Raw genomic sequence first — 25,691 nt, 5'->3', positions numbered from 1 at the left:
CTCCCTCGGTGCCCTCCCGCCGATCGTGGCGCGTACGGGTTCAGCCAGGGGCGGCCGACGGTTCGGAAGCGGTATGTGCGCAGCTCGTGGCCGCGTACACATGGGTCAGGCGCGGCAGTTCGTAGAGGGCCGCGTGTGAGGTCACCTCGTGCTCGGGCGCACTGAGCACCCCGGCGTCGATCAGGGACTCCAGCCTCCGGCGGGCCGTCGCGCCGTCGCACTCCAGTGCCGTGGTGGCCTGATGGAGGGTGAACACGGGCTCGGGCAGGCTGCCGAGTCGACGCAGCACCGCGCCGTCGGCGTCGGACAGATCGCGCCAGCTCTGGGCCACCCTGCTGCGGACCCCCACGTCGCCGGCGGTCAGTTCGTCGAGCAGCGAGCCGGGGTCGGTCAGCCGTCCGGCGAACTCGCGCAGCGGCAGATGACGCAGGACGGCGAGCTTCAACCCGGCGGCGCGGACCGCCAGAGGCACCCGGCCGGCCGTGGCCAGGATGCGTTCGGCGGACGCCGGGTCCGCCGCGACGCGGTCCGGGCCGATGAGGCGGCTGAGCAGTTCCAGCGCCTCGCCGCGGCTGAACGGCGGCACGTCGACGCGGTGGGCTCCGGCCAGGCCGGCCAGCCGGGAGCGCGCCGTCACCAGCACGGCGGCGGCTCCGCTGTCCGGCACCAGGGGCCGGACAGCGCTTTCTCGGGGCACGTCGTCGAGCACCAGCAGGACGCGGCGGTGGGAGAGCCACTCGCGCCACGCGGCCGCGGCCTCCTGCGCTCGGTCCGGCGCGGGCGCGGGCAGTCCGGCGAGCCGGGTGAGCTCAGCGAGCACCTCCCCGGCCGGGCGCGGGCGGCCTTCCTCGTCGCGCAGGCGTACGAACAGCCGGCCGTCGGGGAAGTGCGCGGCGAGGCGGTGGGCCGCGCGGACGGCCAGCGTGGTCTTGCCGATGCCGACCGGCCCGGTCAGCGCGACCAGCCGGTTCCGGCCGCCGGCCAGCAGAGCGTTCAGCTCGGCCACCTGCCGTTCGCGACCGGTGAAGTCGGGCAGGTCTCCCGGGAGCAGGCAGCGTGCCCTGCCGCGTACGGCGGTGTCGGCGGCCGGAGCGAGCCGGTCGCCGGCCAGGATGGACCGGTAGAGAGCGGACAGCGGCGGGCTGGGCTCCAGGCCGAGTTCGGCGGCGAGGCGCTGCCGCAGCGCGTCGAAGACCGCCAGTGCCTCGCTCTGCCGACCGCTGGCGTACAGGGCGTTCATCTGCGCGGCGATCAGGCGCTCCCGCAACGGATGGCGCTCGGTCAGCTCGGCGATGGAGCCGGCGACCTCGGCGGCGTTGCCGAGCCGCAGCTCCGCCTCGGCCCAGTCCTCGTACGTCTGCAGGTGACGGGCGCCCAGCCGCTCGGCTTCCGCGGCGAGGACCGGGGAGCAGGAGAGCTCCGCCAGCGGCGGGCTCTGCCAGAGGTCGAGGGCGCCGCGCAGGAGGCGGGCGGCGGTGGCGAAGGAGCCCTGGCCTGCGGCCTCCCGGCCGGCACGGGCCAGCTCCGCGAAGCGCAGCGTGTCCAGCTCGTCGGCACCGATGCGGAGGTGATAGCCGCCGTTCCGGTGGCTCAGCCGGTCGTCCGCACCGGCCTCGGCCAGGATGCTCCGCAGGGTCGAGACGTAGACCTGGAGGTTCTTGCGGGCGGTGCGCGGCGGGGCGGCGTCCCAGAGGGCTTCGGTCAGCGTGCCGACGGACACGGGGTGGTTGGCGCGGCAGAGCAGCATCGCCAGGACCTGGCGCTGTTTGAGCGGTCCGAGCGGAAGTGCCCTCCCGTCGTGGTCGGCGGTCAGTGGTCCGAGGATGCTGAACCACAGTCCGGCGGGGTGCTGGGTGTGCGGACCTTCCATCAGGGCCTCCCCCTTGCGCGGGCCGGTCTCCCTGCTGAAGCGAATGACTCTCACAAGATCATTCATTTCAGCTTATGTACCCACAGTGAGCCTAGGACATTGACTGGCTCCGCGCCAGTCATCAACCCGCGGTCGTGCCGGGGAACTTGACGTCGCCTCAGCGGCACGGAGCGTCAAGGGCCTCTCGCACGTTCCTGGCCTGGCGGGGATACCGGGGCCATACCGTCGCCAAGCCGCTGTCGAATCCCCCCGCCCTAGCTTCGGAGCACGGACGGAAGCCGGGCACGGCCTCCGTCACCCCCCGATGAGAAGGGAGATCCGGTATGTCGGACGTCAACGAGCCGAAGCCCGAGGAGCCGCAGGCCGCGCCGCAGGAGGAAGAGGCCGAGGTGGAGGCCCACTCGGTCCGCAACCTCCAGGGCATGGAGGGCGAGAAGATCGAGGACCCCGCGGGCAACAGCGACGTCAGCCTGCTCCTCTGCTGAAGCGCACAGGGTGCCGGTGTGGCCGCCGCGGCGGCCACACCGGCACCAAGGGCATGCGCACACCTCCGGCCACGGCCGCGCCGGCCGGTGATCTCTCTTCAGGACGGGTGGATCGAGGATGAGGAAGAACCCCTCCGGGTACATCGTCGCGGACCCGGAGTTCTACGCGCCGCTGGAAACCTGCACGGACCAGGGCGAGCTGTTCCGGCCCGCCCGGATACCCGACGGGTGGCGCAGCCGTCCGTCGGGGCTGTGGACCGTCTGGCATCGCGACGGGCTCGGGGGCGTCGAGGACGGCTGGAAGGTGCACGTGTCGGCCCGGCCCGACCGCCTCGCCCGGGTGCTCGACACGACGGCCCGGGTGTGCTTCGCCCACGCGGTCCCCTTCAAGCACCTCGCCAGCCGGCTGTTCCACCTGTGTACCCACTACCCCCACGGTTCCCGCGCCCAGAACGGGAAGTTCATCGCCGCCTACCCGCCCGACGTGCCGACGGCCCGCGGGCTGATGGAGCGGCTGAGCGAGGAACTGGACGGTGAGGAAGGCCCCTTCATCCTCACCGACCGGCGCTTCGGAACGTCCCGCACCGTGCACTACCGGTACGGGGCCTTCGTCCACCGTCCCCGGACGCGGGGGGACGGGACGTCCGTCTCCCTGGTCCGTGACGGGCACGGCAGGCTGGTCGAGGACCGCCGCGGCGTGGAGTTCCACCTCCCCGAGGGCATCACCGACCCGTTCGTGACGCACCAAGGCAGCGGTTCCGGGCGGCAGACCGCGGCGGCCGATGGGGGAAACGCCCGGGCGGCGGCTTCCGAGGGAGCGGGCGCCGACGGGCCTTCGGTCTTCAACGGCTTCGCCTTCGAGGAGGCGATCCGCTTCAGCAACGCCGGGGGCACCTACCGGGGCCGGGAGACGTCCACGGGCAGGACGGTGTTCGTCAAGGAGGCCCGGGCGCACTGCGGAGTCCTGGAAGACGGCAGCACGGCACCGGAGAACCTGCGGCGGGAGTGGGAGACCCTGCGCCGCCTCCACGCGCTCGCCCCGGGGCTGGCCCCCGAACCCCTGGACGTCTTCCAGGTCTGGGAGCACCACTTCATGGTGACCGAGCTGGTGCCCGGCGTCCCTCTGTCGCGCTGGCTCAACACCGCCCACCCGCTGCTGTCGCCCCCTGTCCACCGGGAGGAGCTGCGCCGCTACTACCAGCGGTGCCTGCGGATCATCTCGGCGGTCGAGCGGGCGATCGAGCGTCTGCACGCGGTCGGTTACCGCTTCGGCGACGTCAGCCCCGGGAACGTTCTCGTGGACGAGGACGACCAGGCCCGCCTGGTGGACTTCGGAGCCGCCCGTTCCGTCGACGAGCCGCCGTCCTCGGTGGGCACCCCCGGATACACGCCACCGCCCGGCATGGCCGTGGACGACCCCGCGGTCAAGGACGACTACGGCGTCTCCGCCCTGACCCACCTCCTGCTCGGGCCCCTGCGGCACGAGGCCCGGCGCAACCCGCACGTCCTCGCCCACCAGCACCACGAACTGTCCCGCTACGCCCCGGTGCCGAAGCCGCTGTGGGACCGCGCCACCCGCTACGACCGGCCGCGGGGCACCGCCGAGCTGCCCGGCCCGGACGAGGTCGCGCTCGAACCCGAGCGGCACCTCGCCGACCTGCGGGACGGCGTCGCCGACGCACTCGTCGCCATGGCCGACGCCGACCACGCGACCCGCATGTTCCCCACCGTCATGGAGGGGTACGCGCTCAACACCCTGTGCGTCGCCTACGGCGCGGCCGGCGTGCTCCACGCGCTGCGCCGCGCCGGCCGGCCCGCGCCCGACGGCGTGCTGGAACGGTTGCGCAAGGACGCCCTGGCCGCCGCGAACCTGCCCCCCGGCCTGTACGCCGGGGCCGCCGGTATCGCCCGCGTACTCGCCGACCACGGCATGCTCACCGAGGCCGTCGACCTGCTGGGCCGTGCCGACCGCCACCCCCTCACCCGCGAGTGCGCCACGCTGTTCGGCGGCGCCGCCGGTGTGGCCATGGCCCACCTGGCCGTCCACGGCCACACCGGTGACCCCCGCCATCTCGACCGGGCACTCGCGATCGCCGCCGAGCTCCCGCCGGACGCCCTCCTGCGGCCACTCCTCGGCCCGGACGACGCCACGGGCCTCCTGCACGGCCGGTGCGGCATCGCGCTGATGCTCCAGCAGCTGGCCGCGGTCACGGGGGACACGAGCCATCTCGCGCGCGGACTGCGGCTGCTGCACGCGGAACTCGACCGCGCCTGCGACCCCGACGCGCCGACGCTGACCTTCCCCGTCTCGGCGTCCGACAGCCGCAGGATGGCCTACCTCTCCTGCGGCTCGGCCGGCATGGTGCACACCGTCACCCGGTACCTAAGCGTGCTGGACGACGACCGACTCGCCGAGGCACTGCCCAGACTGCTCGCCCCGCTGCGTCTCCCGTTCACCGTCATGCCGGGCCTGTACCAGGGGCTGGCGGGCCGGGGCTTCGCACTGGCCGAGCACGCGGCACTGACCGGGGACCAGGAGAGCCGTCGCGACGCCGTCCGCATCGGGCGCGCCCTGTTCAAGTACGTGATCCCGCATCCCACCGGCGTCCGGGTGCTGGGTGACCAGTCGCTGCGCTACAGCGCGGAGCTGTTCAGCGGCTCGGCCGGAGTGCTGCTGTTCCTGTCCGACCTGCTCGACCCCGAGCCCGACGCCCTGTTCACCGTGGACGCGCTCGCCGCCCGGCCCGCGCCCACACCGGCATGACCGGTACGACACGTCCTGGAGTGACCGCCGTGCGGCGTGATGTCAGCTTGTACTGGTGGGGCCAGACCACCTCCGCCTTCGGTTCCTACTTCACCGCGGTCGCCTTCCCCCTCATCGCCGTCGTCCAGTTGAACGTGTCGGCGGCCGAGGCGGGCCTGCTCACCGCCTCCGGCATCCTGCCCGTGCTGCTCTTCGGCCTGCCCCTGGGCACGTTCGCGGACCGGATCGCCCGCCCCCGTCGCGCACTGGTCATCATGGACCTGCTCTCCGCGGCGGCGGTGGGCGTCGTCGCCCTGGGCCTGGTGGTGGACGCCGTCTCCCTCCTGTGGCTCGCCGCTCTGAGCGCGGTGCGCGCGCTCCTCGGCACGGTGTCCGGGGCCCTGTTCTTCGTGCACCTGCGCGAGCTGGTCGACCGGGACCAGATCGGGCCGGCCCGGGCCCGCCTGCAGTCCGGCAAGTTCGGCGCCTCCCTGGTCGGCCGTTCACTGGCGGGCCCGGCCGTGGCCGTGTTCGGCGGCGAGGCGGCCCTGGCCGTGGACACCCTCAGCTATCTGCTCAGCGCCCTGGCCCTGGTGTCGATGCGGGCACCGGACGCCGCCCGGGCCAGGCCCACGGCCCAGAGGCGGGGCCGGGAGCGGAGAGCGGCGGGGGTGAAATTCTTCCTCGGCGACGCCTACCAACGGTCGCTTGCGGTCTTCCTGGTCTCCACCGCCCTGTGCAGCTCGGGCTTCACGGCGCTCACCGGCCTCTTCCTCCTGCGGGAGGTCGGGCTTCCCACATCGGCCTACGGGCTCGTCTTCGCCCTGTCCGGGCTCGCCGGGCTCGGGGGCTCGGTCGTCGCAGGCCGCCTCCTGGGCCCCGGCAGCGACGCACGCCGGATCACCGTGGCCACCTTCAGCCTCGCGGCGGTCTCCACCCTGCTGCTCCCGCTGGCCTTCGGCCCGTTGCCGCTGGCCGCCGCCATCGCCGCGGTGGGCGTCTCGCTGCCGGTCTTCTTCGGCGCGATCGCCAACGTGGGCATGGGCACGGCCCTCACGCTCGACGCCGCCGAGGACGAGCTGGGGCGGGTGATGACGGCGATCCAGGTGTTCGTGGCGGGCGCCAACGCCCTGGGGGCGCTGGCCGGCGGAATGCTGGGCCAGTGGGCGGGGGTGCGGGAGGCCCTGCTCCTCCTGGGCCTGGGCCAGCTGACCGTCAGCGCGCTCGCCGTGCCCCCCGCGCTGCGGGCGGCGCGGCGTCTGCGGGCCGCCGAGACGGCCGAGGAGAAGGCGCGGGCCACGGGCCGCCCCGAGGAGGAGGGGAGCAACGCCGAGAGGCCGGCGGAGGGACGAGCGCGGGCCGCGGAGCGGCCGTAACGCGAGGGCCGGGCGGCGACGGCGCCGAGGCCGGGGAAGCCGGTGCCAGGAGGACGGCCACCGGGCCGCTTCGGGGCCGACTCGCCCCGGGCGGGAGGGTGAACGGCCGTGGTGATCACTCGTCACCCGTGCGGGCTGACGGTATACTTTCACTTCTCGACACGGTCCGATCACCGAGCGGTCACAGGTTTCTCCCTTTAGTTCCGCGTTCATCCTCGCACCGCCGCGGAGAGGAACTCCGCGCTGAGAGGGGCATCGAGTGCGCGTCGTTCGGCAGCAAAGGCGCTTATGGCGACGGGCCGGCCGGATCGCCGACAGCCTGCCCCTGCCCAGCCCCTTCGACGCCACCGCGTTCATCGCGTCCGTGGCCGAGCGGCGCGGACGGCCCATCGAGATCCTGCCCGTCCCGCTCCCGCACACCGCTCCCTGCGGGCTGCTGGCGACCACCGGCGGCACCGACTACATCCTCTGCACGCGGGACACCACCACACTGCACCGTGAACACATCCTGCTCCACGAGGCGGCACACCTGCTCTTCGGCCACGACCGCGAGGCCGACGCCGACGCGGGGGCCCTCGGCATCCTGATCCCGCATCTGCCGCCGACGCTCGTGCGGCAGGTGCTCGGACGCACCTGCTACAGCGAGCCGCACGAGCAGGAGGCCGAGGTCCTCGCCTCGCTGCTGCGCTACCGCGCGCTGCGCAACGACGCCGTGTCCCCGCCGCCCGGCCAGGGGCGCTCCCGGGCGGCGGCCCTGATCGGAGAACCCGTCCGCCGGCCGGACGGGAACTGACCTCCGTGGGGCCGGGCGAGACGCTGCCCTACCTGCCGGCGCTTCTCGCCATCGGGGTGAGCGGCTACGAGTTCCGGCAGATCCGCAAGGGCAGGACGGGGCCGGCCGCGCGGCTGCTCTGCTGCTTCGGGTTCGCCATGGGAGCGGCCGTGGTGATCCTCGCCCCGCCCACCGGCGAGGCCCTGGACCGGCTCGCCGCCCCCTTCTCCTCGCTGACCGCCCCGGCCCATCTGCTGGGCCGCGAGCTCAAGATGGTGGCGCTGTACTTCCTGGTTCTGACGGTCTTCAAGCTGCGGCTGTCCGGGCCGACGGTCACCCGGGAGGAGCGGTGGACGGGACGCGGGCACGGCCGGTTGACCGTCACGGCGCTGGTGGTGTGTGCGGTGTGCTTCCTGGCCGCCCGCCCGCGGGCGGCGGACGGGCACGTGTACGCGCACGGCGCCGGGCGGTACGCCGTCGCCGCCGCCAACACCGTCTTCACCCTGTACAGCCTGTGGTGCGTGTGCGTCTTCGTCCTCGTCGTCGTGCAGCACGCGCGTGGCCTGCCACCCGGCCCGTTGCGCACGGGGCTGCGGTTGCTCGTCGCCAGCGGGGTGGTCGGGCTGCTGTGGGCCGCCTGGGGGGTGACCGCGATCGTCGACATGCTGGGCACGGGAGCCCAGCCGGTCGGCCACAGCACCGTTTCGGTGCTGCTCAGCGGGTGCTGCCTGCTGCTGGCGGGGCTGGGCGCGACGGCCGCGCGCTGGGGGCCGCTCACCGAACGTCCGGCACGCTGGCTGCGCGCCTACCGCGACCACCGGGCGCTTCGGCCCCTGTGGTCGGCCCTGTGGAGCGTGCTGCCGGAGAGCGCGGTGCTGGTGCCCCGGCGGCGGGGCGTGGAGTTCGCCCGGTACCGCCGGGTGATCGAGATCCGGGACGGGTACCTGGCCCTGCGCCCCTACGTCCACCCCGACACCGCCGCGTGGACGGCCGAGGCCCTCCGCAGGCATCCGGTGCCCGAGGAGCGCCGGGCCGCCGCCACCGAGGCGGCGGCCCTCGCCGTCGCCCTGGAGTGCGCGGGAACGGGACGGCGGAGGCCCCGCACCGCCGAGCGGGTGGGGCACACCAGCGCCCCGGCGATACCGGTGCGGCGCGACCGCGTCGACGCCGAGGCGGCCTGGCTCGCCGACGTCGCCTGGGAGTTCGTCCACTCCCCCGCCGTGGCCCACGCGCGGGCCCGGGCCGCCGGGACCGGGCCCGCGCCACCGTTGACGGGCCGCGGCGCGAGTTGACACCGTTGTCGGTCGTCAGACGAGGACCGGGCACCGGAGGTGGCGGAGGGGCCATGGCTGAGCCACCCGAGAGGAGCGCGGCCGACGGGCTGTGCGCCGCCGTGGACATCGGCGGAACGAAGATCGCCGGGGCGCTGGTGGGCGGGGACGGGGCCCTCCTCCTGCGCACCCAGCGGCCCACTCCCGCGACGGCTCCCGCGGACGCGGTACTGGCCGCGGTCACGGGCGTGCTGGACGAGCTGGCGGTCGCGCCGGGCCGGGGCGCGGTGCGGCGGGTCGGGATCGGCAGCGCGGGGCCGGTGGACGCCGCGGCCGGGACCGTCAGCCCCGTCAACATCCCCGACTGGCGGGACTTCCCGCTCGTCGACCGGGTCCGGCGCCATCCCGCGGTGGCCGGGCTGCCGGTGACGCTCGTCGGGGACGGCGTGGCCATCGCCGCCGCCGAACACCGGTACGGCGCCGCCCGAGGCCATGCCAACGCGCTGTGCATGGTGGTCTCCACGGGCGTCGGCGGCGGGCTGGTGCTGGACGGCGTCCCGTACGCGGGGCCGACGGGCAACGCCGGGCACATCGGCCATCTCAGCGTGGACCTCGACGGCGAGCCCTGTGCCTGCGGCGGCCGCGGCTGTGTGGAGACGCTCGCCAGCGGAACGGCGATCACGCGGCGGGCCCTGCGGGCGGGCTGGAGCCCGGCCGGCGGTGCGGCGTCGACGGCCGCGGTGGCGGCAGCGGCGGGGGCAGGAGACCCCGTCGCGCTCGCGGTGTTCGAGCGGGCGGGGCAGGCGCTCGCCGCCGCCGTCGCGGCGACCGCGGCGCTGGTGGAGCTGGACGTCGTCGTGGTCGGTGGCGGTGTGGCGCGCTCCGGAGAGCTGCTGTTCGGGCCGCTGCGGGCTGCGCTGGACCGGTACGCCACCCTGCCGTTCCAGCGCGGCATCGAGGTGGCGCCCGCACGGCTGGGGACGGACGCCGGTCTGGTCGGTGCCGCGGCCGCCGCGCTGACGGCCCCGGTTCCGTGACGGATGCGGGCGGCCGGACGGTGTGATTCGGGCCGGAAGAGCCCGGGCAGCACCGTCGCCGGCGCGCCCGGGCCCGTCGGGCTCAGCCGGCCACGTGGAACCTCAGCGTCACGATCTGGAAGGGCCGCAGCGTCACCCGCAGGCCGCCGTCTGGTCCGGTGCTCAGGGCGCTGCCCTCGGCGAGGGGACGTTCCAGCAGGTCGGTCTCCGCCGTCCCGGCCACCGGGAAGCCGGGCCGCAGCCGCACGGCCGCCCGGCTCCCGAGGGACTCGTAGAGCCGCGCGACGACGTCGCCGCTGCCGTCCTCGGCGAGTTTGACGGTCTCGACGACGACCCCCTCGTCGCTCACCGACACCAGCGGTTCGACGGGTTCGCCGGAACCGGTGACCGTGCGCTCGGGGAGGTTGATCGCATGGCCCTCCCGGACGGCGTCACCGATGCTCGCCCCGGGGACGAGCGCGTAGCGCAGTCGGTGGGTGCCGTGGTCGGTCTCGGGGTCGGGGTAGCGCGGGGCGCGCAGCAGCGAGAGCCGCACGGTGGTGGTCTGGCCGCCGTCGGGACGGATGTCGCGGGTGACGTCGTGTCCGTAGGTGGAGTCGTTGACGAGGGCCGCGCCCCAGCCCGGCTCCTCGACGTGCAGCCAGCGGTGCGCGCAGATCTCGAACTTGGCGGCCTCCCAGGAGGTGTTGGTGTGGGTGGCCCGGAAGACGTGCCCGAACTGCGTCTCGGCGGCGGACCGGTCGGCCTTCACGTCCAGGGGGAAGGCCGCCTTGAGGAACTTCTCCGTCTCCCGCCAGTCGACCTCGGTCTCCAGGTCCACCGACCGCGCACCGGCCCGGAGCGTGACCGTCTGCACCACCGAGGAGTCGCCGAAGGTACGGGACACGCGGACGGTGGCGCGGTCCGGTCCGGTGTGGGTGAGGTCCAGTTCGTCCACGCCGGTCAGATCGGTGACGTTGTTGCGGTAGAACGCGTCGATGTCCCAGGCGTCCCACATGTTGGGGAAGTCCGGGTGGAGCTGGAGCAGGCCGGCCACGGCCCCGGGGGCGACGGCCTCGCGCCCGGAGGCGAGGTCGAAGGCGGAGACGATCAGCCCGCGCTCGTCGACCTCCACCCTGAGCAGGCCGTTGTCCAGCACGTGGCCGCCGTCCGCCCGGCCGCTGACGGTGACCGGGGCCCCGGTGGGCTCCGGCGCCGGGCCGGCTCCTCCGCCGGGGAGCGGTCCGCGGGCGTGCGGGGCGCCGTTGAACACCATCGGCCGGTCGCCGGCACCGGCCAGCGCGGACTGTGCGGCGTCGATGATCGCCGTCAGCTCCTCCCGCACCCGGGCGTAGGTCTCGCGGGCCTCGCGGTGCACCCAGGCGATGGAGGAGCCGGGCAGGATGTCGTGGAACTGGTGCAGCAGGACGGTCTTCCAGATCCGCTCCAGCTCGGCCCGCGGATAGCGGTGGCCGGGCACCCGGACGGCGGCGGTGGCGGCCCACAGCTCCGCCTCGCGCAGCAGGGACTCGCTGCGCCGGTTGCCCTGTTTGGTCTTGGCCTGCGAGGTGTAGGTGCCGCGGTGCAGCTCCAGATACAGCTCGCCCTGCCACACCGGCGCGTGCGGGTACTCGGAGTGCGCCTTCTCGAAGAAGGCGCCCGGCCTTTCGACCTCGACCCGCGGTGAGCCCTCCAGGTCCCGGGTGCGCCGGGCGCGGGCGAGCATCTCGCGGGTGGGCCCGCCACCGCCGTCGCCCCAGCCGAAGGGGGCCAGGGAGCGGCTGGCCGCCCCCTTCTCCTGGTAGTTGCGCGCGGCATGGGCGAGCTGCTCGCCGCCCAGGTCGGAGTTGTAGGTGTCGATGGGCGGGAAGTGGGTGAACACGCGGGTGCCGTCGATGCCCTCCCACCAGAAGGTGTGGTGCGGGAACTTGTTGATCTGACTCCAGGAGATCTTCTGCGTCAGGAACCAGCGGGCGCCGGAGAGCTTGACGAGTTGCGGCAGGGCCGCGGTGTAGCCGAAGGAGTCGGGCAACCACACCTCCTCGGTCTCGATGCCGAACTCGTCGAGGAAGAACTTCTTGCCGTAGAGGAACTGCCGCGCCATGGCCTCGCCACCGACCATGTTGGTGTCGGACTCCACCCACATGCCGCCGACCGGCACGAACCTCCCGGCCGCCACCTGCTTGCACACCTTGGCGTAGACCTCGGGGCGGTGCTCCTTGAGCCAGGCGAACTGCTGGGCCTGCGACATGGCGAAGACGAGGTCGTCGTGGTCCTCCATGAGGTTGACCATGTTGGACGAGGTGCGGGCGACCTTGCGCACGGTCTCGCGCAGCGGCCACAGCCAGGCGGAGTCGATGTGGGCGTGGCCGACGGCGCTGACGCGGTGCGCCGAGGCGTGCGCGGGTGAGGCGAGCACCCCGGTCAGCCGCTCGCGGGCGCGGGCCGCGGTACCGGGGACGTCGGCGAGGTCGAGGGCGTCGAGACAGCGTTCGACGGCGCGCAGGATGCCGTGCCGCCGGGCCTCCCCCCGCGAGAGCTGCTCCACGAGGGCGCCGAGTACCTCCAGGTCCTGGACGAGCTCCCACACCTCGGGCTCGAAGACGGTGAGGTCCATGCGGGCGAGCCGGTACAGGGGCTGGTCGCTGGCGGTGAGCCGGTCACCCTCGTAGGTGGGCTGGTGGTGGACGAGCACGGGGTTGGAGGCGGCCTCGACGAAGTACTCCACCTCCTCCCCGCCGCGGGCCCGTTCGGCCACCCGCACCCAGTCGTTGTACGGGTTGAGGGCTTTGACCGGTTCGCCGTCGGGCCGGAACACCAGGCCCTCGCACTGGAATCCGGGCATCATGCGGTCGAAGCCGAGGTCGAGGACGGCCTCGACGGTCCGGCCGGCCCACTCCCGCGGCACCCGGCCGCTGACCCTGAACCAGGTGGTGCCCCAGGCCGGGCCCCACTCCCGGCCCGCGGCGGTCGGCTCGTACGGTGCCGCCAGCCCCTCGGCGACGGGGACGGGTTCGCCGGGCGCCTGCCATACGGCGATGTCCAGCGGCACCGCGCGGGTGTGGACGTGGGGTTTGACGCGCTCGGTGAGCACGCGGCGGAGGCGGGCTTCGACCAGACTGCTGTCGTCGTGCATGAGGTCTCCGTGGTGGGGTGAGGGGTGGCCGCGGGGGTCACCAGTCGTGCAGGACGCGGACGGGCGGGGACGGGAGGTACGAGGTGCCGACGGCGCGGATCTCCAGGGCGGTCCGCGCCTCGTCGCCGGAGCGGCGCACCTCGGGCAGGTGGAGGGCGGTGCCGCCGGTGGCGCCGAGGAAACGGCGCTCGCCGTCCGGCAGCACCTGGTGGACCTCGTGGCGGCGAGCCGGGGAGCCCCGGCCCGGCCGCCAGGTCAGGCGCAGCTCGGCGGTGCCGGGGGCGCGGAGGCGGCGGTCGGTGACGCGCGCGCGTTCGGGGGCGGCGGGGACGTCGGGCGTGCCGTGGCGTACGGAGAGCATCCCGAGCCGCCAGCGGACGCCGTCGGCCTGCCCGGAGGCGTGCCCGGAGCCCTGGGCAGTGAGGCGGACGCCGAGGGCACGGATGCCGCGCAGCCCGTTCAGGCGGAAGGCCGAGACGGTCCAGCCGTCGGCGTCCGACACGGTACCGGCCCGCAGCATCCGGTAGGCGGGCCATCGCCCCGGCCGCCGGGGCTCGGCGTCCGCGACCGCGAGGTGCACCTCGACGGGTGCCGAGCCGCCGTCGGCGCGGTGCGCGAGCTCGACGACGGTGCCGGGGTCGGCGGGCAGCCGGGTGCGGAACAGCTCCAGCAGGACCGGACAGGTGAGCCCGCCGCTGACGAGGAGGCTGCTGCCGCCGTGCCAGGCGTCGGCGAAGTCGAAGGCGACGTGGGCACGTTCGCCGTCGGTCCGCTGCGGCCAGCGCCGGGCTGGCAGGACGTCCTGGAGGCCGAGGTGGTTCCACTCCCGGTCGCCCGTGCGTCGTCCCGCGGCGTACCAGGCCGTTCCGTGGCCGGTGTTGAAGGCGGTGGCGAACGGCAGGGCGGTGACGGTGGAGCGGTCGGCGACGTGCCGGGCGGCCGGGCGCCAGTCCCCCGGTCCCTCGGGTGCGGCGGGGTCGGTGTCCGCACCGCTCCAGAACCGGTCGTCGCGCTCGTGGAACTCGGCCGGGGTACGCGTCGCGTGGGGCAGCGAGTGCAGCGTCCACTCGGGGCGGTAGAGGCCGTAGGAGACGACGTGGTCCTCGCCGTCGGGCATGAGGGCGTCCCAGTCGACGCGGGTGTGCCAGCCGCCGGGCTCGACGTTGAGCCCCGCCCACAGCTCGTGCCCGGAGCGGCCGAGGCGGCGGGCGTGGGCGGCGGAGGAGGCGAGCCGCCGGCTGTCGGCCTGCCATCGGAAGTCGAGGAAGACGGTGTCGGCCTGCCGGACGCCGTCGCGGTGGAAGAAGGCGGCGTTGCGGTCGTTGAGGGCACCCTGCCAGGCCACGTCACCGTCGATGGTGAACGCGTCGTACCAGGTGATGCGCAGGTCGGGGGCGCCTCGGCGGAGCGCGGCCACGAAGTCGGCGAAGCGCTGCCCGAGCTCCGGGTCGCCGCCGCTCGTCTCGCCGTTGAGGAACCAGCCGTCGAACCCGTAGGTGCGGGCCACCTGGATCAGCTTGTCGGCGATCGGGAACCGTCCGAGGGCGTCGCGCTGGACGAGTTCGCGCGTCCAGGTCAGGTCGCCGCCGTAGGCCACGGGCGGCAGGAAGACGTTGCCGAGGACGGGGACGCCGTGCCGGTGCGCGGCGTCGACGACGGGCGCGTTCGGCGCGAGGATGATGCCCTCGCCCGAGGAGCCTCCCCAGAAGACGAGTTCGTCGAGGTAGGCCCACTGGGTGAGGGCGTAGTAGTCGGCCGTCGGGGAGCCCTGTGCGGGGTTGCGGGCCGTCCCCGCGAAGGAGACCAGCGCGCTGACCCCGCCCTGGCCCGCGCGCGCGGTGCCGTTGGGCGGGGTGGGCGTGAAGCGCTCGGCGAGCGGCACAGTGGCGGTGTTGTAGGGGAGGTCGGGGTCGTCCTGCGGACGCCAGTCCTTGAGGCTGCGCCAGACGGCGCCCGGGTCGGGCTCGCGGCCCTCGGGGAAGCTCTCGGGGAACCAGTAGGACGCGTAGGGCTGGAGGGTGGCCTCGGCGACCGGGGCGGAGACGGCCGCCCGGGTGGTGGCGGGCGTCAGGGCCGCGCGGGCGGAACCGGCGCCGGCCAGCGGCAGGGCGGCGGCACCGGCTGCGGTCGCGGCGGCGGTCAGCAGGCTGCGGCGGCCCGGCCCGGACGGCGCTGAGGCACGGCGTTGGACCTCGGACATGCTCACTCCGTTTCTCCCGGCGCCCGGGACGACAGGGCGCCGACGGTTCGGGGCTGGCGGTTCGGGGCTGGCGGTACGGGGCTGGCGGTTCGCGTGGGCGGGGCGTGCGCGGGCGGGGTTGTGCGGGGGCGGGGTGTGGGGCTCAGTGGACGTCGTCGGGGTGGACCAGTTCGGTGATGCCACGGGCGGCGAGGTGCCCCGGCTCCCGGGCCCGGCGATCGAGGACGGCGGTCGCCCGCACCCCCTGGGCGGCCAGCCGCATCCAGGCGTCGAAGTACCGCCCCCCGGGGGCGCAGACGGAGCGGTGGGGCGCCGTCTCCTCGTCGCCGGCGTCCAGGACGAGGGCGGTGCTCCGGGGGTGCGGGCGGGGCGGCTCGCGCCGCAGCCGTTCGGCCGCCGCGGCCAGGGCCCGGCCCGCCGGCTTCACCTCGCGGTCGGTGGTGAGCAGCCCGAGCGTGTACTCCAGCTCCGGGAAGTCGGCCAGGGAGCGGGGCACGTCGTGGGAGCACCACCAGGTGACGCCGTACAGGCCGGAGCAGGTCAGCGCGTTGTCGACGGTGGCCTCGGCGAACGCGGCGGCCTGCCCGGGCGGGATCAGCGGGGCGGGCGCCCCGACCTCCTGGAGCCATACGGCCCGGTGCGGGTCGACCGCCCAGGCCCGGGAGAGCTCGATCAGGTACTCGGCAAGGTGCCGGGTGGCCGTGCCGTCGTGGCCGTGGCGTTGCGCGGTGCCGTTGAACACCCAGGAGTGGACGGTGGTCATGGCGCCGAGCCGGGAGGCGTGGGCGGGGGTGAAGGGGTGGCCGTCCCGGAACCACACCGCGTCGTACTCCGAGTGGGTGTGGGGGTGTCCGGGCGCGGCACGCCCACAGGCGGTGAGCAGCCGCTCCAGCCACCGTCCCGCCTCCCGGTGCGTGCACGGGTCGGGGTCGGGGTGGGGCCGGTCGGAGAACTGGTTGACCTCGTTGCCGAGGGTGATGCCGAGGAAGCCCGGCCGGTCGACGAGGGCGGCGGCGAGAGTCTCGACGTACCGCTCCTGGCCGTCGAGCGCGTCCGGGTCGGTGAACAGGTTGCGGCGGTGCCAGGTGCGCAGCCACGCGGGCACGAAGTCGAAGCTGGACAGGTGTCCCTGGAGGGCGTCCACGGCGACGTCGAGCCCACGCTCGGCGGCGGCGTCCACGAGCCGCACCAGCTGTTCGACGGCGCGGGGGCGCACGAGCGAGCGGTTGGGCTGGAACAGCGGCCAGAGCGCGAAGGCGCGCACGTGGTCGAGGCCGAGTCCGGCGATGGAGTCGAGGTCCCGGCGGACGGTGTCGAGGTCGAAGTCCAGCCAGTGGTGGAACCAGCCCTGGCTGGGCGTGTAGTTGACGCCGAGTCGCACGCGGGGCGGCACGGGTGGGGTCATCGTGGTCTGGCTCCCCGTTCGGATGGGGGGCGGACGGCACCGGGGCCGATGCCGTCCAGCGGGACGTTGGGTCGTGAGGATGGGGCGGAGGACGGGCTCAGGTCTTGATGGCGCCCTCGCCGACGCCCTTGAAGAAGAACCGCTGGAGCGAGAAGAAGAGGACCATCATCGGGAGCAGGGCCGCGATGGAGCCGGCGGCGATCACCCGCTGGTCGCTGACGGTGGTCGCACCCGCCAGGGTGGCGAGGCCGAGTTGCAGCGTGTAGTTCTCGCTGCTGGACAGGACGATCAGGGGCCACAGGAAGTCGTCCCAGGCGCCCATGAAGCTCGTGATGCACACGACGGCGAGCGCGCCCTTGGCGGAGGGCAGGAAGACCCGGGTGAAGCGCTGCCACTCGTTCGCCCCGTCCAGCACCGCGGCCTCCTCCAGCTCGGTGGGCACGGCCAGGAACGCCGCGCGCATGAGCAGCAGGTTGAGCACGGAGACGGCACCGGGCAGCCAGACGCCGACGAGCGTGTCCACCAGTCCCATGGAGCGCACGGTGAGGAACATCGAGATCATCACGGATTCGAAGGGGAACATCAGGGTCGCCACCAGGACCGTGAAGACGGCCTTCCGGCCCCGCCAGCCCGCTCGCGAGAGCGCGTAGCCGCCCATGGAGGCGAACACGAGGTTGGAGGTGACGGCGAGCGCGGCCACGACCAGCGTGTTGCCGACGTACTGGAAGAGCGGGAAGGAGTCGGCCACCTCCGCGTAGTTGTCCAGGGTGGGCGCGCCCGGCAGGAAACCGTCGTAGACGTTCTCGCCCCGGCCCTTGATGGAGGTCAGGAACTGCCACACGATCGGGCCGAGCATCACGACCAGCATCAGGCACAGCGTCAGATACCGGCCGGCGAGCCCGGCCCGCCTGCGCCCGCGTCCGCGCCCGCGCCCGCGCCCGCGTCGGAGATCGTGGTCACGGTCACGGTCGCCGCCGGTGGTGGCCGAGCGGCTCGGGGCCAGGGCGCTCATCGCTCGTCTCCCTTCGACAGGCGGTGCCCGAGCAGGCTGAAGACCAGGGTGAGGAGGAAGAGGAGGATCGAGACGGCGGAGGCGTACCCGGTCTCCCCGGAGAAACCGAGCCCCACCTTGCGGATCATGAACGGCAGAGTGCGGGCGCCCCCGCCCGGGCCGCCGCTCTCACCGCCGAGGATGTAGATCTCGGTGAACACCCGGAGCGCGGAGATCGCGGAGAGGGTTCCCACCAGGAGCAGCATCGGTTTGACCGAGGGGACGGTGATGCTGATGAAGCGCCGCACCGCGCCCGCGCCGTCCAGTTCGGCCGCCTCGTAGAGCTGCTTGGGCACGTTCCCCAGGGCCGCCAGGTAGAAGATCATGTAGTAGCCCAGGCCCTTCCAGATGGTGACCAGCATGGCCGAGACCAGCAGCATCGTGCTGTCGGTGAGGAAGGGTACGGGCTCGGAGACGACACGCAGCTTCACGAAGACGGTGTTGACCAGGCCGTCGCTGCGCAGGAACCACTGCCAGATCAGGCCCACCACCACGGCCGAGGCGATCACGGGGGTGTAGAAGGCTGAGCGGAAGAACCCGATGCCCGGGACCCTCTTCTGCACGAGCACGGCCAGCGCCAGCGGCAGGAACACCAGGGCGGGGACGACGACCGCGGTGTAGAGCACCGAGTTCGTGAGCGCGCTCCAGAAGTCCGGGTCGTCGAAGGCGCGGGTGTAGTTGTCGAAGCCGACGAACCCGCCGCCGCGCAGGATCTGCGCGTCGGTGAAGGACAGGACGACGGTGTTGAGGAAGGGCCAGAAGCTGAAGAGGACCACCATCGTCAGGCCCGGCAGCAGAAACAGGTAGGGCGCCCACCAACGGCGGTGCACCAGCCCCGACTCCGTCTCCATCGCCTTCCGTCGCCGCCGCCGCGCGCGTCGGCCGGGACGGGCCGGGCCGGGGGCGGCTCCGAACCCGGTGGTCCGCCCGGTCGGTGCCGGGCGGACCACCTCACCGGTGGCGTCGGTCATCGGGCGCGTCACTGCTTCCGCTGGCGATCGAGGATGTCGTTCGCGGCGGCCAGGGCGTTGTCCACCGCCTCCCGGGGTGAGATCTCCCCCTTGATCGCCTTCTGCATCTCCCGCACCACCGCGTCACCGACCTGGTTGGTCCACTGCACGGGCGTGTTGGCGTCGAGCTGCGCCTCCCGCAGCAGGTCGGCGCCCACGGCACGGGCCACGGTCTCGGCGTCCCGGCCGTCGCCCCGGTCGGAGAATCTCGGGTCGTCCAGGCCGTCGGCGTTGGAGGGGTAGATGGTGGCGTGCTGGGAGAACTCCACCTGGTTGGGGCCGTTGGTCACCCACTTGGCGAACTCCACGGCCGCGTCGACGTGCCGGGTGTCCTTCCGGACGGCGACGGCCTGGGTGTAGATACCGATGTGACCCAGCTCGCCGGTGATGGCGTCGGCGACCCGGGTCGCGTCGTAGACCTCGGGCGCGTTCTGCTTGATGTCCTTGACGAACCCGGGCGAGCCGGGGCCGAAGACGATCTTCCCGGCGCCGTAGAGCTGGTTGATGTCGGCGGCTCCGGTGAGCGACTCCCTGGGCATGGCGCCCTGGTCGTAGAGCTCTGTCATCCGCTCAACCCACCGAACGGCCTCGTCGGTGCCGAAGGTGAACTCCTCGCCCGCCTCGTCGAGGATCGGGATGCCCATCTTCTGCCAGTCCCCGGGCAGTCGGCCCTTCGGGTCGGCCATGAAGGCCGAGAACGCGCCGTCGGAGCGCTCGGCTATCCGCTCCGCGTAGTCGAAGAGCTGCTCGACGGACGTCGGCGGCTTCTCCGGGTCCAGCCCGGCCTTCTCGAAGAGCTCCTCGTTGTAGGTGAGGATCTCCGGAGTGACATACCACGGGTAGGCGTAGACCGCGTCGCCCGTGTCGGGGAGCTTGTACTGGTCCCAGGCTCCGGGCACGAAGTCCTCGCGCGCCTCGGGGTCGAGGGCGGCGATGTCGGCGAGCATCCCGCGGTCCGCGAGGAGTTGGAAGGAGTCGGTGTTGACGTTGACGACGTCCGGCAGGGCACCGGCCTGCGCGTCGGCGACGAGCTTCTCGTTGTAGCCCTCCCCCGGCACGTCCTGCCACGTGACGGTCACGTCCGGGTACTCGGCCTCGAAGGCGTCGATGACACCCTGCACGTAGTCGGTGAAGGTCGGCTTCAGCTGCAGGGTGCGGAAGGTGATCTCGCCGGACACCGTGCCCGTCCGTTCCGGCTGACCCGTGTCCGGGGACGAGCCGTCGCCGCCTACTCCGCACGCGGCCGTCGCGGTCAGCAGTGCTCCGAGGACAACGGCGAGGGAGCGCCTGGGCAGGCGTCTGCGCATCATTCGCAACTCCTTGGGAGGGCGGCGGACCGGCGGCGCTGCCGGACGGGCGCTCACGTTGCCCCCGTGCGGAGTCGCCGTCAATAACTCCTGCCGTGGCCGTGCACCGCGGGGACTCCCCCCGAGAGACACCCAAGCGGCCCAGAAGGCGAATTGGCAGCGACTCTGAGCTGCACTAATGCGCTTAACCTTTCCTCACGACCCCTTAGGTAACAATGAGATAACACCCAGCCATTCACGCCACCCATCTCGGCTCGATCTCCGCTTGCCTTCCAGGCTGTCGCAGATCCACTTAACCGGTTTAGCATGAGGGACTAATACGGTTTAGCAACAGGCTCGGGTCCGTGACCGGAACCGGCCGCGGGGTGGCCCACCTCCGGTCCACCGCGCGCACACGAGGAGCGTGAGGCATGACGGACACCGCCCGCCCGGCCGGGGACCGGTGGGACGGGGAGGCCGGACGGCCGCGGCGTGCGGCGCCCCCGCGGCGGCCGACCATGAGGGACATCGCCGACCGGGTCGGCGTCTCGGCCTCCGCCGTCTCCTTCGCCCTCAACGGCCGTGCCGGTGTCTCACCGGCCACCCGCGCCCGGGTGCTGCGCGCCGCCGAACAACTCGGCTGGGTACCCGACAGCGCGGCCCGCGCGCTCAGCGGTGAACGGCTGGGCTGCGTCGGGCTCGTGCTGAACCGGCCCGCCCGCACCCTCGGCGTCGAGTCCTTCTTCCTGCAGCTGGTCTCGGGAGTACAGGAGGCCCTCTCCGTGCGCGGCACGGCGCTGATGTTCCAGGTCGTCCCGGACCTGGACGCCGAGTGTGTCCTCTACCGCCGCTGGTGGGGCGAGCGCCGGGTCGACGGCGTCCTCATGGTCGACCCGCGCACCGACGACCCCCGCCCCGCGCTGCTGGAGTCGCTGGGGTTCCCGGCGGTCGCGGTGGGCGGTCTGTCCGGTCAGGGCACGGCCTCCGGAGAGGCCGCGCCGATCTCCACCGTGTGGGCCGACGACGCGGCGGCCATGCGCTCGATCCTCGGGCATCTCCACCGGCTCGGGCACCGCCGGATCGCCCACGTGGCCGGGCTGCCAGAACTCGCCCACACCGAGCGGCGCCTGCACGCTCTGCGTGAGGAGTCCGTACGGCTGGGGCTGTCCCCCGGCGACGTGTGCACGGTCAGCGCCGACTACTCGGACGCCGAGGGCGCCGAGGCCACCCGCGAACTGCTGGACCGGCCGCAGCCGCCCACCGCGATCGTCTACGACAACGACGTCATGGCCGTCGCCGGAGCCTCCGTCGCCGCCTCCCGCGGCCTTCCGGTCCCCGGCCAGCTCTCCATCGTCGCCTGGGACGACTCGGCTCTGTGCCGCGTCACCCACCCCGCGCTGACCGCCCTCGTCCGGGACACCGGCGGCTTCGGCAGGCTGGCCGCCGAGGAGCTGCTCGCGCTGCTGGACGGCGGCCCCGTCCGCAGCGTGCAGGCGGAACTGCCACGCCTGGAACTCAGGGAGAGCACCGCCCCACCAGGCTGACGGCTCACGCGGCCCCCCTCACGGCCGCGCGCCCCCCGCTCCCACCCGCCGGCCCGGACAGCTCAGCCCCAGGCCCGCACCGGGACCAGCTCGGCTGACGGAGCATCACCGGCTCGGGTTCGTTGTCCGGAGCCCCGAGGCTTCTGTCCATCACGTCAGCAAGGCCCCCTCTGCCCCGTCCTGGGCGGGATGAGTCTCCGTCATCCACCACGGATGAACGGGAGGTTCCATGCGGGTACATCACGTGCTGACGCCGGGCTCGGATCACCCGCCGGACCGAGGCCGCCGACCCGGCCCGGACGCGCCCGAGCTGGAGGAGGCCGACGGGCAGGAGTGAGGGTCAGGGGCCGGTCGGGTCAGTTGGTGACCGGCAGGCACTCGGCGAGCAGGTCGACGATGTCACGCCAGGCTCGCTGTGCGTGCCGTGGGTGGTAGCCGACGCCGGGAGGCACGGCGTGGTCGACCGGTGGGTGGTGGAAGGCGTGAAGGGCTCCTCCGTAGACGACGAGGCGCCAGTCGATGCCCGCGGCCCGCATCTCCTCGGTGAACGCGTTCCGTTGCGCGGGCGGCATGATCGGGTCCTCCGACCCGACCCCGGCCCATACCGGACAGCGGATGCGTGCCGCCTCGCCCGGCCGGCCTGTGGTCAGTGCGTTGACCGTCGCGATCGCACGCAGGTCGACGCCATCGCGGCCGAGCTCGAGTGCGACCGCACCTCCGGTGCCGTAGCCGAGGGCGGCGGTCCGGTCGAGGTCGGCCCGTGGTTCGGCACGCAACACGTCGAGCGCTGCGTGACCGATTCCTCGCATCCGGTCAGGGTCGGCGAGCAGCGGCATGCAGCGGGCCAACATCTCCTCCGGGTCCTCCAGATAGCGTCCGCCGTGGAGGTCGAAGGCCAGCGCCACGTAGCCCAGCTCGGCCAGAGCCTCGGCCCGGCGGCGCTCGACATCGCTGAGCCCCATCCCCTCGGGTCCGATCAGGACTGCGGGCCGACGCCCAGCGCCGGCCGGGAGCGCCAGGTATCCGATCATCGTCAGGTTGTCGGCCGGGTATTCGACCGTACGGGTTGTGACCGTCGTCATGCGACTGAACGGTATGACCGTTGCGCCCGCTCGGGGCTGGTGTTCACCGATGGCAGACAGCGGTCCAGCCTGACCTCCGGCAGCCGCTGTACCGATGTTTCCCGGGGCCGGTCGGGCTGACCGGCGACAGCGGCTGACCACCAGGCCCCGGCGCGCTGCGCCCGCCGCGGGGGCTCCGCGGCGGGCGCAGGGTGGTGTGGGTCAGCGGCTGGTGGGCACGAAGGGGCGCAGAGCGGCGGCCAGCTCCTCGTGGACGCGGGCCTTGATCAGCGTGCCGGACTCCGTGTGCTCCTCCGACAGCAGCTCGCCCTCGGTGTGGATCCGGGAGACGAGCGCGCCCTCGGTGTAGGGCACCAGGGCCTCCAGCTCGACCGACGGGCGAGGCAGCTCCGCGTCGATCAGCTCGAGCAGCTCGGCCACGCCCTCACCGGAGTGCGCGGAGACGACGATGGCGTGCTGCTCGGCGCGCAGGAGCCGCTGGACGACGAGCGGGTCGGCCACGTCCGCCTTGTTGATCACCACGATCTCCGGGACGTCCACGGCCCCGACGTCGCGGAAGACCTCGCGTACCGCCGCCAGCTGCTCCTCGGGGACGGGATGCGCGCCGTCGACCACGTGGAGGATCAGGTCGGAGTCGCCGACCTCCTCCATCGTGGACCGGAAGGCCTCGACCAGGTGGTGCGGAAGATGCCGGACGAAGCCGACGGTGTCCGACAGGGTGTACTGCCGGCCGCTGGGCGTCTCCGCCCGCCGGACCGTCGGGTCCAGGGTCGCGAACAGGGCGTTCTCCACCAGCACGCCCGCCCCGGTGAGGCGGTTGAGCAGGGAGGACTTGCCCGCGTTGGTGTACCCGGCGATCGCCACCGAGGGCACCTGGTTGCGACGGCGCTCCTGGCGCTTGACGTCGCGGCCGGTCTTCATCTCGGCGATCTCGCGGCGCAGCTTGGCCATCTTCTCGCGGATGCGGCGGCGGTCCGTCTCGATCTTCGTCTCACCCGGACCACGGGTGGCCATGCCGCCGCCGGACGAGCCGGAGCCGCCACCACCCATCTGCCGGGACAGCGACTGACCCCAGCCGCGCAGCCGCGGCAGCATGTACTGCATCTGCGCGAGCGAGACCTGCGCCTTGCCCTCGCGGGACTTGGCGTGCTGGGCGAAGATGTCGAGGATCAGGGCGGTGCGGTCGACCACCTTGACCTTGACGACGTCCTCCAGGTGGATGAGCTGGCCGGGGCTGAGCTCACCGTCGCACACGACGGTGTCGGCACCCGACTCCAGCACGATGTCGCGCAGCTCCTCGGCCTTGCCGGAGCCGATGTAGGTGGCCGGGTCCGGCTTGTCGCGGCGCTGGATGACGCCGTCGAGCACCTGGGCACCGGCCGTCTCGGCGAGCGCGGCCAGCTCCGCGAGGGAGTTCTCCGCGTCCTGGGCGGTGCCGGAGGTCCAGACGCCGACGAGTACGACCCGCTCCAGGCGGAGCTGCCGGTACTCGACCTCCGTGACGTCCTGGAGCTCGGTCGACAGGCCGGCCACGCGGCGCAGGGCCGCGCGCTCGGAGCGGTCGAGCTGGTGCCCGTCACGCTCCTCGTCGATCTCGTGGCTCCATGCGACGTCCTCCTCCATCAGGGCGTCAGCACGGCGCGTGTTCGAGTCGTTGCGCTGGCCGAGGTGCGGAAGAGAAGAAGAGAAGGTCAAGGGTGTCCTCACGTCGATGGAACGGACTCGCCAGGCACAACGCGCAACGGGTGGCGTTCATTCCCCGCGGTCCGGCTCCCGGCGCCTGGCCGGGGGCTCGGTGACGATGGTGACACGCCCGGCCCCCGGCGTCACGCGCATATCCCGCCCTCGGGCCTCCAGGGGCCGGGCCTCCACCTCAGCTCTGACGCGGCTTGGTGCGCCAGTGAGGGTGCCCGGGCATGGCCGGGGTCCGCTCCCCGTACAGCCAGTCCCGCAGAAACGCGCTCAGGTCCTCGCCCGCAACCTCGCTCGCGAGCCGGATGAAGTCCTCGGTGGAGGCGACCTTGTGGGCGTGGCGGTTCACCCAGGCACGCTGGAGTTCGCCGAACTTCTCCGCCCCGATCTCCTGCCGCAGCGCGTACAGCGCCACGGCCGCGCCCTCGTAGACGACGGGACGGAAGATGCCGAGCTTGTCGTCGTCCTCCGGTACGTCGATCCGGGCGGGCGGACCGTAGTCCCCACGCCAGACGTCGGAGGCCTGGTACGCCCGCTCGGCCAGCGCCTCCAGAGAGGGGCCGCCGTGCTCGGCCGCGTACAGCCACTCGTACCAGGTCGCGTGGCCCTCGTTGAGCCACAGATCACTCCACCGGCGCGGGCTGACGCTGTTCCCGAACCAGTGGTGGGCCAGTTCGTGGATCATGACGGCCTCGCGGTACCAGTCGGGTCGGCGGGGATCGGTGAAGAAGTCCACGGAGAACAGCGACAGCGTCTGCGTCTCCAGCGCGAAGCCGAGATCGGCCTCGGCGACGAGGAGCCCGTAGTTCGCGAAGGGGTAGTCGCCGACGCGCTCGCGCATCCAGCGCAGATGGCCGGAGGTCTTGCGCAGCCAGGGTTCGAGCTCCGCGCGGTGTCCGGCGGGGATCACGTCGCGCAGGGGCAGCCCGTCCGGCCCTTCGCGCCGCAGGACGAGGGAGCGCCCGATCGCGACCTGGGCGAGCTCCGTGGCCATGGGCCGGGCGGTGCGGAAGGTGCGGGTGACGGTGGCCTCGTCCGCCCGCCGCTCGGTGCGGCGGCCGCTGGCGACGGCGGTGAACTCGGCGGGGGTGGTGACGCGGAAGGTGAACTCGGCCTTGTCCGAGGGGTGGTCGTTGGACGGGAAGACGCGGTGCGCCGCGTCCGCCTGGTTGGCCATGACCAGGCCGTTGCGCTCGGTCCTGATCCAGCCGCTGGGCTTGGGGCCGCGCGTGGGACTGGTGTGGCGGATGTCGATGTCGACGACCTTCCCCGCGGGCAGGGGACGCTCGGGGGTGAGGACGATGTCCTCACCGGCCGCCTGCCAGGGAACCTCGGCGCCGTCGATGCGGGCCTCGCGGACGGTGCCGTTGGCGAAGTCGAGATTCAGCCGCTCGAGCGGCTCGCCGGTGACGCGTGCGGCGAGGCGCGTCCGGGCCTCCAGGGGCAGGGTGTTGTCCCCCGTGTAGCGCAGGGTGATGTCGTAGCGGAGGACGTCGTAGCCGGGGTTGCCGAGGGTGGGGAACAGCCGGTCGCCGACGCCGAGCGGTTCGGGGGCCGGAGCGGCGGCGAGGAGGGCGAGGGAGACGGCGGCGCTGGCGGCGGCCAGGGCGGGGCGGGACGCGGAACGGGCGCGGGCGGTGGTCATGGTCCACCAGGTACCAGCGGGACGGGTGGCGTCCGTGAGGGCGCATCGACGACCCACCCGATGGGATGGTCATACCGGGACGGACGGACCTGACCGCTTGCGCCCGC

17 protein-coding genes are annotated in these 25,691 nt (G+C 73.4%); 7 read left to right on the top strand and 10 right to left on the bottom strand.

Features of this window, described 5'->3' with window-relative positions; translation table 11 throughout:
- Positions 1-40 precede the first annotated feature (40 nt).
- Positions 41-1,870 carry an AfsR/SARP family transcriptional regulator gene (locus HPT28_RS00265; protein ID WP_219088142.1) on the bottom strand — a complete coding sequence of 610 codons (1,830 nt, stop codon included), beginning with the start codon at positions 1,868-1,870 and terminating at the stop codon, positions 41-43.
- A 323-nt stretch (positions 1,871-2,193) separates the two neighbouring features.
- Between HPT28_RS00265 and HPT28_RS00260 the strand changes: the two genes are divergently transcribed.
- The 6 genes from HPT28_RS00260 to HPT28_RS00235 all read left to right on the top strand — a co-directional run bounded on the left by HPT28_RS00260 (position 2,194) and on the right by HPT28_RS00235 (position 9,554).
- Positions 2,194-2,355, top strand: a complete 162-nt coding sequence (locus tag HPT28_RS00260) for a hypothetical protein (RefSeq protein ID WP_219088141.1) — start codon at positions 2,194-2,196, stop codon at positions 2,353-2,355.
- A gap of 118 nt (positions 2,356-2,473) precedes the next feature.
- Entirely contained in the window at positions 2,474-5,119 is a 2,646-nt protein-coding gene (lanKC, locus tag HPT28_RS00255) for a class III lanthionine synthetase LanKC (protein ID WP_219088140.1), read from the top strand.
- Between the two features lie 29 nt (positions 5,120-5,148).
- Entirely contained in the window at positions 5,149-6,474 is a 1,326-nt protein-coding gene (locus HPT28_RS00250; RefSeq protein WP_219088139.1) for an MFS transporter, read from the top strand.
- 259 nt (positions 6,475-6,733) lie between these two features.
- On the top strand, positions 6,734-7,267 hold the full coding sequence (locus tag HPT28_RS00245) for a ParH-like protein (RefSeq protein WP_219088138.1): 534 nt from the start codon (positions 6,734-6,736) through the stop codon (positions 7,265-7,267).
- Positions 7,268-7,272: 5 nt separating this feature from the next.
- Complete coding sequence (locus HPT28_RS00240) at positions 7,273-8,538, top strand: MAB_1171c family putative transporter (RefSeq protein WP_219088137.1); 1,266 nt, start codon at positions 7,273-7,275, stop codon at positions 8,536-8,538.
- Positions 8,539-8,591: 53 nt separating this feature from the next.
- Positions 8,592-9,554: an ROK family protein gene (locus tag HPT28_RS00235; protein ID WP_219088136.1), complete on the top strand. Its 963-nt coding sequence runs from the start codon at positions 8,592-8,594 to the stop codon at positions 9,552-9,554.
- A gap of 82 nt (positions 9,555-9,636) precedes the next feature.
- On the opposite strand, the gene HPT28_RS00230 is transcribed toward HPT28_RS00235, so the two are convergent.
- The 6 genes from HPT28_RS00230 to HPT28_RS00205 all read right to left on the bottom strand — a co-directional run bounded on the left by HPT28_RS00230 (position 9,637) and on the right by HPT28_RS00205 (position 19,645).
- The gene (locus HPT28_RS00230; protein ID WP_219088135.1) at positions 9,637-12,669 is read right to left on the bottom strand and encodes a glycoside hydrolase family 38 C-terminal domain-containing protein; all 3,033 of its coding nucleotides are present in this window, start codon (positions 12,667-12,669) and stop codon (positions 9,637-9,639) included.
- Positions 12,670-12,706: 37 nt separating this feature from the next.
- On the bottom strand, positions 12,707-14,869 hold the full coding sequence (locus HPT28_RS00225) for an endo-beta-N-acetylglucosaminidase (RefSeq protein ID WP_219088134.1): 2,163 nt from the start codon (positions 14,867-14,869) through the stop codon (positions 12,707-12,709).
- A 142-nt stretch (positions 14,870-15,011) separates the two neighbouring features.
- Positions 15,012-16,274, bottom strand: a complete 1,263-nt coding sequence (locus HPT28_RS00220) for a glycosyl hydrolase (RefSeq protein ID WP_219088133.1) — start codon at positions 16,272-16,274, stop codon at positions 15,012-15,014.
- A gap of 97 nt (positions 16,275-16,371) precedes the next feature.
- A complete protein-coding gene (locus HPT28_RS00215) occupies positions 16,372-17,286 on the bottom strand; it encodes a carbohydrate ABC transporter permease (protein WP_219088132.1) in 915 nt (304 codons plus the stop codon).
- Complete coding sequence (locus HPT28_RS00210) at positions 17,283-18,296, bottom strand: carbohydrate ABC transporter permease (RefSeq protein ID WP_374226898.1); 1,014 nt, start codon at positions 18,294-18,296, stop codon at positions 17,283-17,285. Before HPT28_RS00210 ends, HPT28_RS00215 begins: the two co-directional genes overlap by 4 nt.
- Positions 18,297-18,304: 8 nt before the next feature.
- Positions 18,305-19,645, bottom strand: a complete 1,341-nt coding sequence (locus tag HPT28_RS00205; protein WP_257577812.1) for an ABC transporter substrate-binding protein — start codon at positions 19,643-19,645, stop codon at positions 18,305-18,307.
- Between the two features lie 407 nt (positions 19,646-20,052).
- On the opposite strand from HPT28_RS00205, the gene HPT28_RS00200 reads away from it, so the two are divergent.
- Complete coding sequence (locus HPT28_RS00200; RefSeq protein ID WP_374226897.1) at positions 20,053-21,165, top strand: LacI family DNA-binding transcriptional regulator; 1,113 nt, start codon at positions 20,053-20,055, stop codon at positions 21,163-21,165.
- Between the two features lie 356 nt (positions 21,166-21,521).
- Here HPT28_RS00200 and HPT28_RS00195 read toward each other — a convergent pair whose 3' ends face one another.
- The 3 genes from HPT28_RS00195 to HPT28_RS00185 form a co-directional block, all read right to left on the bottom strand.
- Entirely contained in the window at positions 21,522-22,247 is a 726-nt protein-coding gene (locus tag HPT28_RS00195; protein ID WP_219088131.1) for a dienelactone hydrolase family protein, read from the bottom strand.
- A 201-nt stretch (positions 22,248-22,448) separates the two neighbouring features.
- Positions 22,449-23,942, bottom strand: a complete 1,494-nt coding sequence (hflX, locus tag HPT28_RS00190) for a GTPase HflX (protein ID WP_219088130.1) — start codon at positions 23,940-23,942, stop codon at positions 22,449-22,451.
- A gap of 178 nt (positions 23,943-24,120) precedes the next feature.
- The gene (locus tag HPT28_RS00185; RefSeq protein WP_219088129.1) at positions 24,121-25,584 is read right to left on the bottom strand and encodes a M1 family metallopeptidase; all 1,464 of its coding nucleotides are present in this window, start codon (positions 25,582-25,584) and stop codon (positions 24,121-24,123) included.
- Positions 25,585-25,691 lie beyond the last annotated feature (107 nt).

Origin of the sequence: Streptomyces sp. JJ38, assembly GCF_019303475.1 — a bacterium.
Taxonomy (GTDB): Bacteria; Actinomycetota; Actinomycetes; order Streptomycetales; family Streptomycetaceae; genus Streptomyces.
Note: the sequence above shows the minus strand (reverse complement) of the source record. Positions and strands in the feature narration are given on the sequence as shown.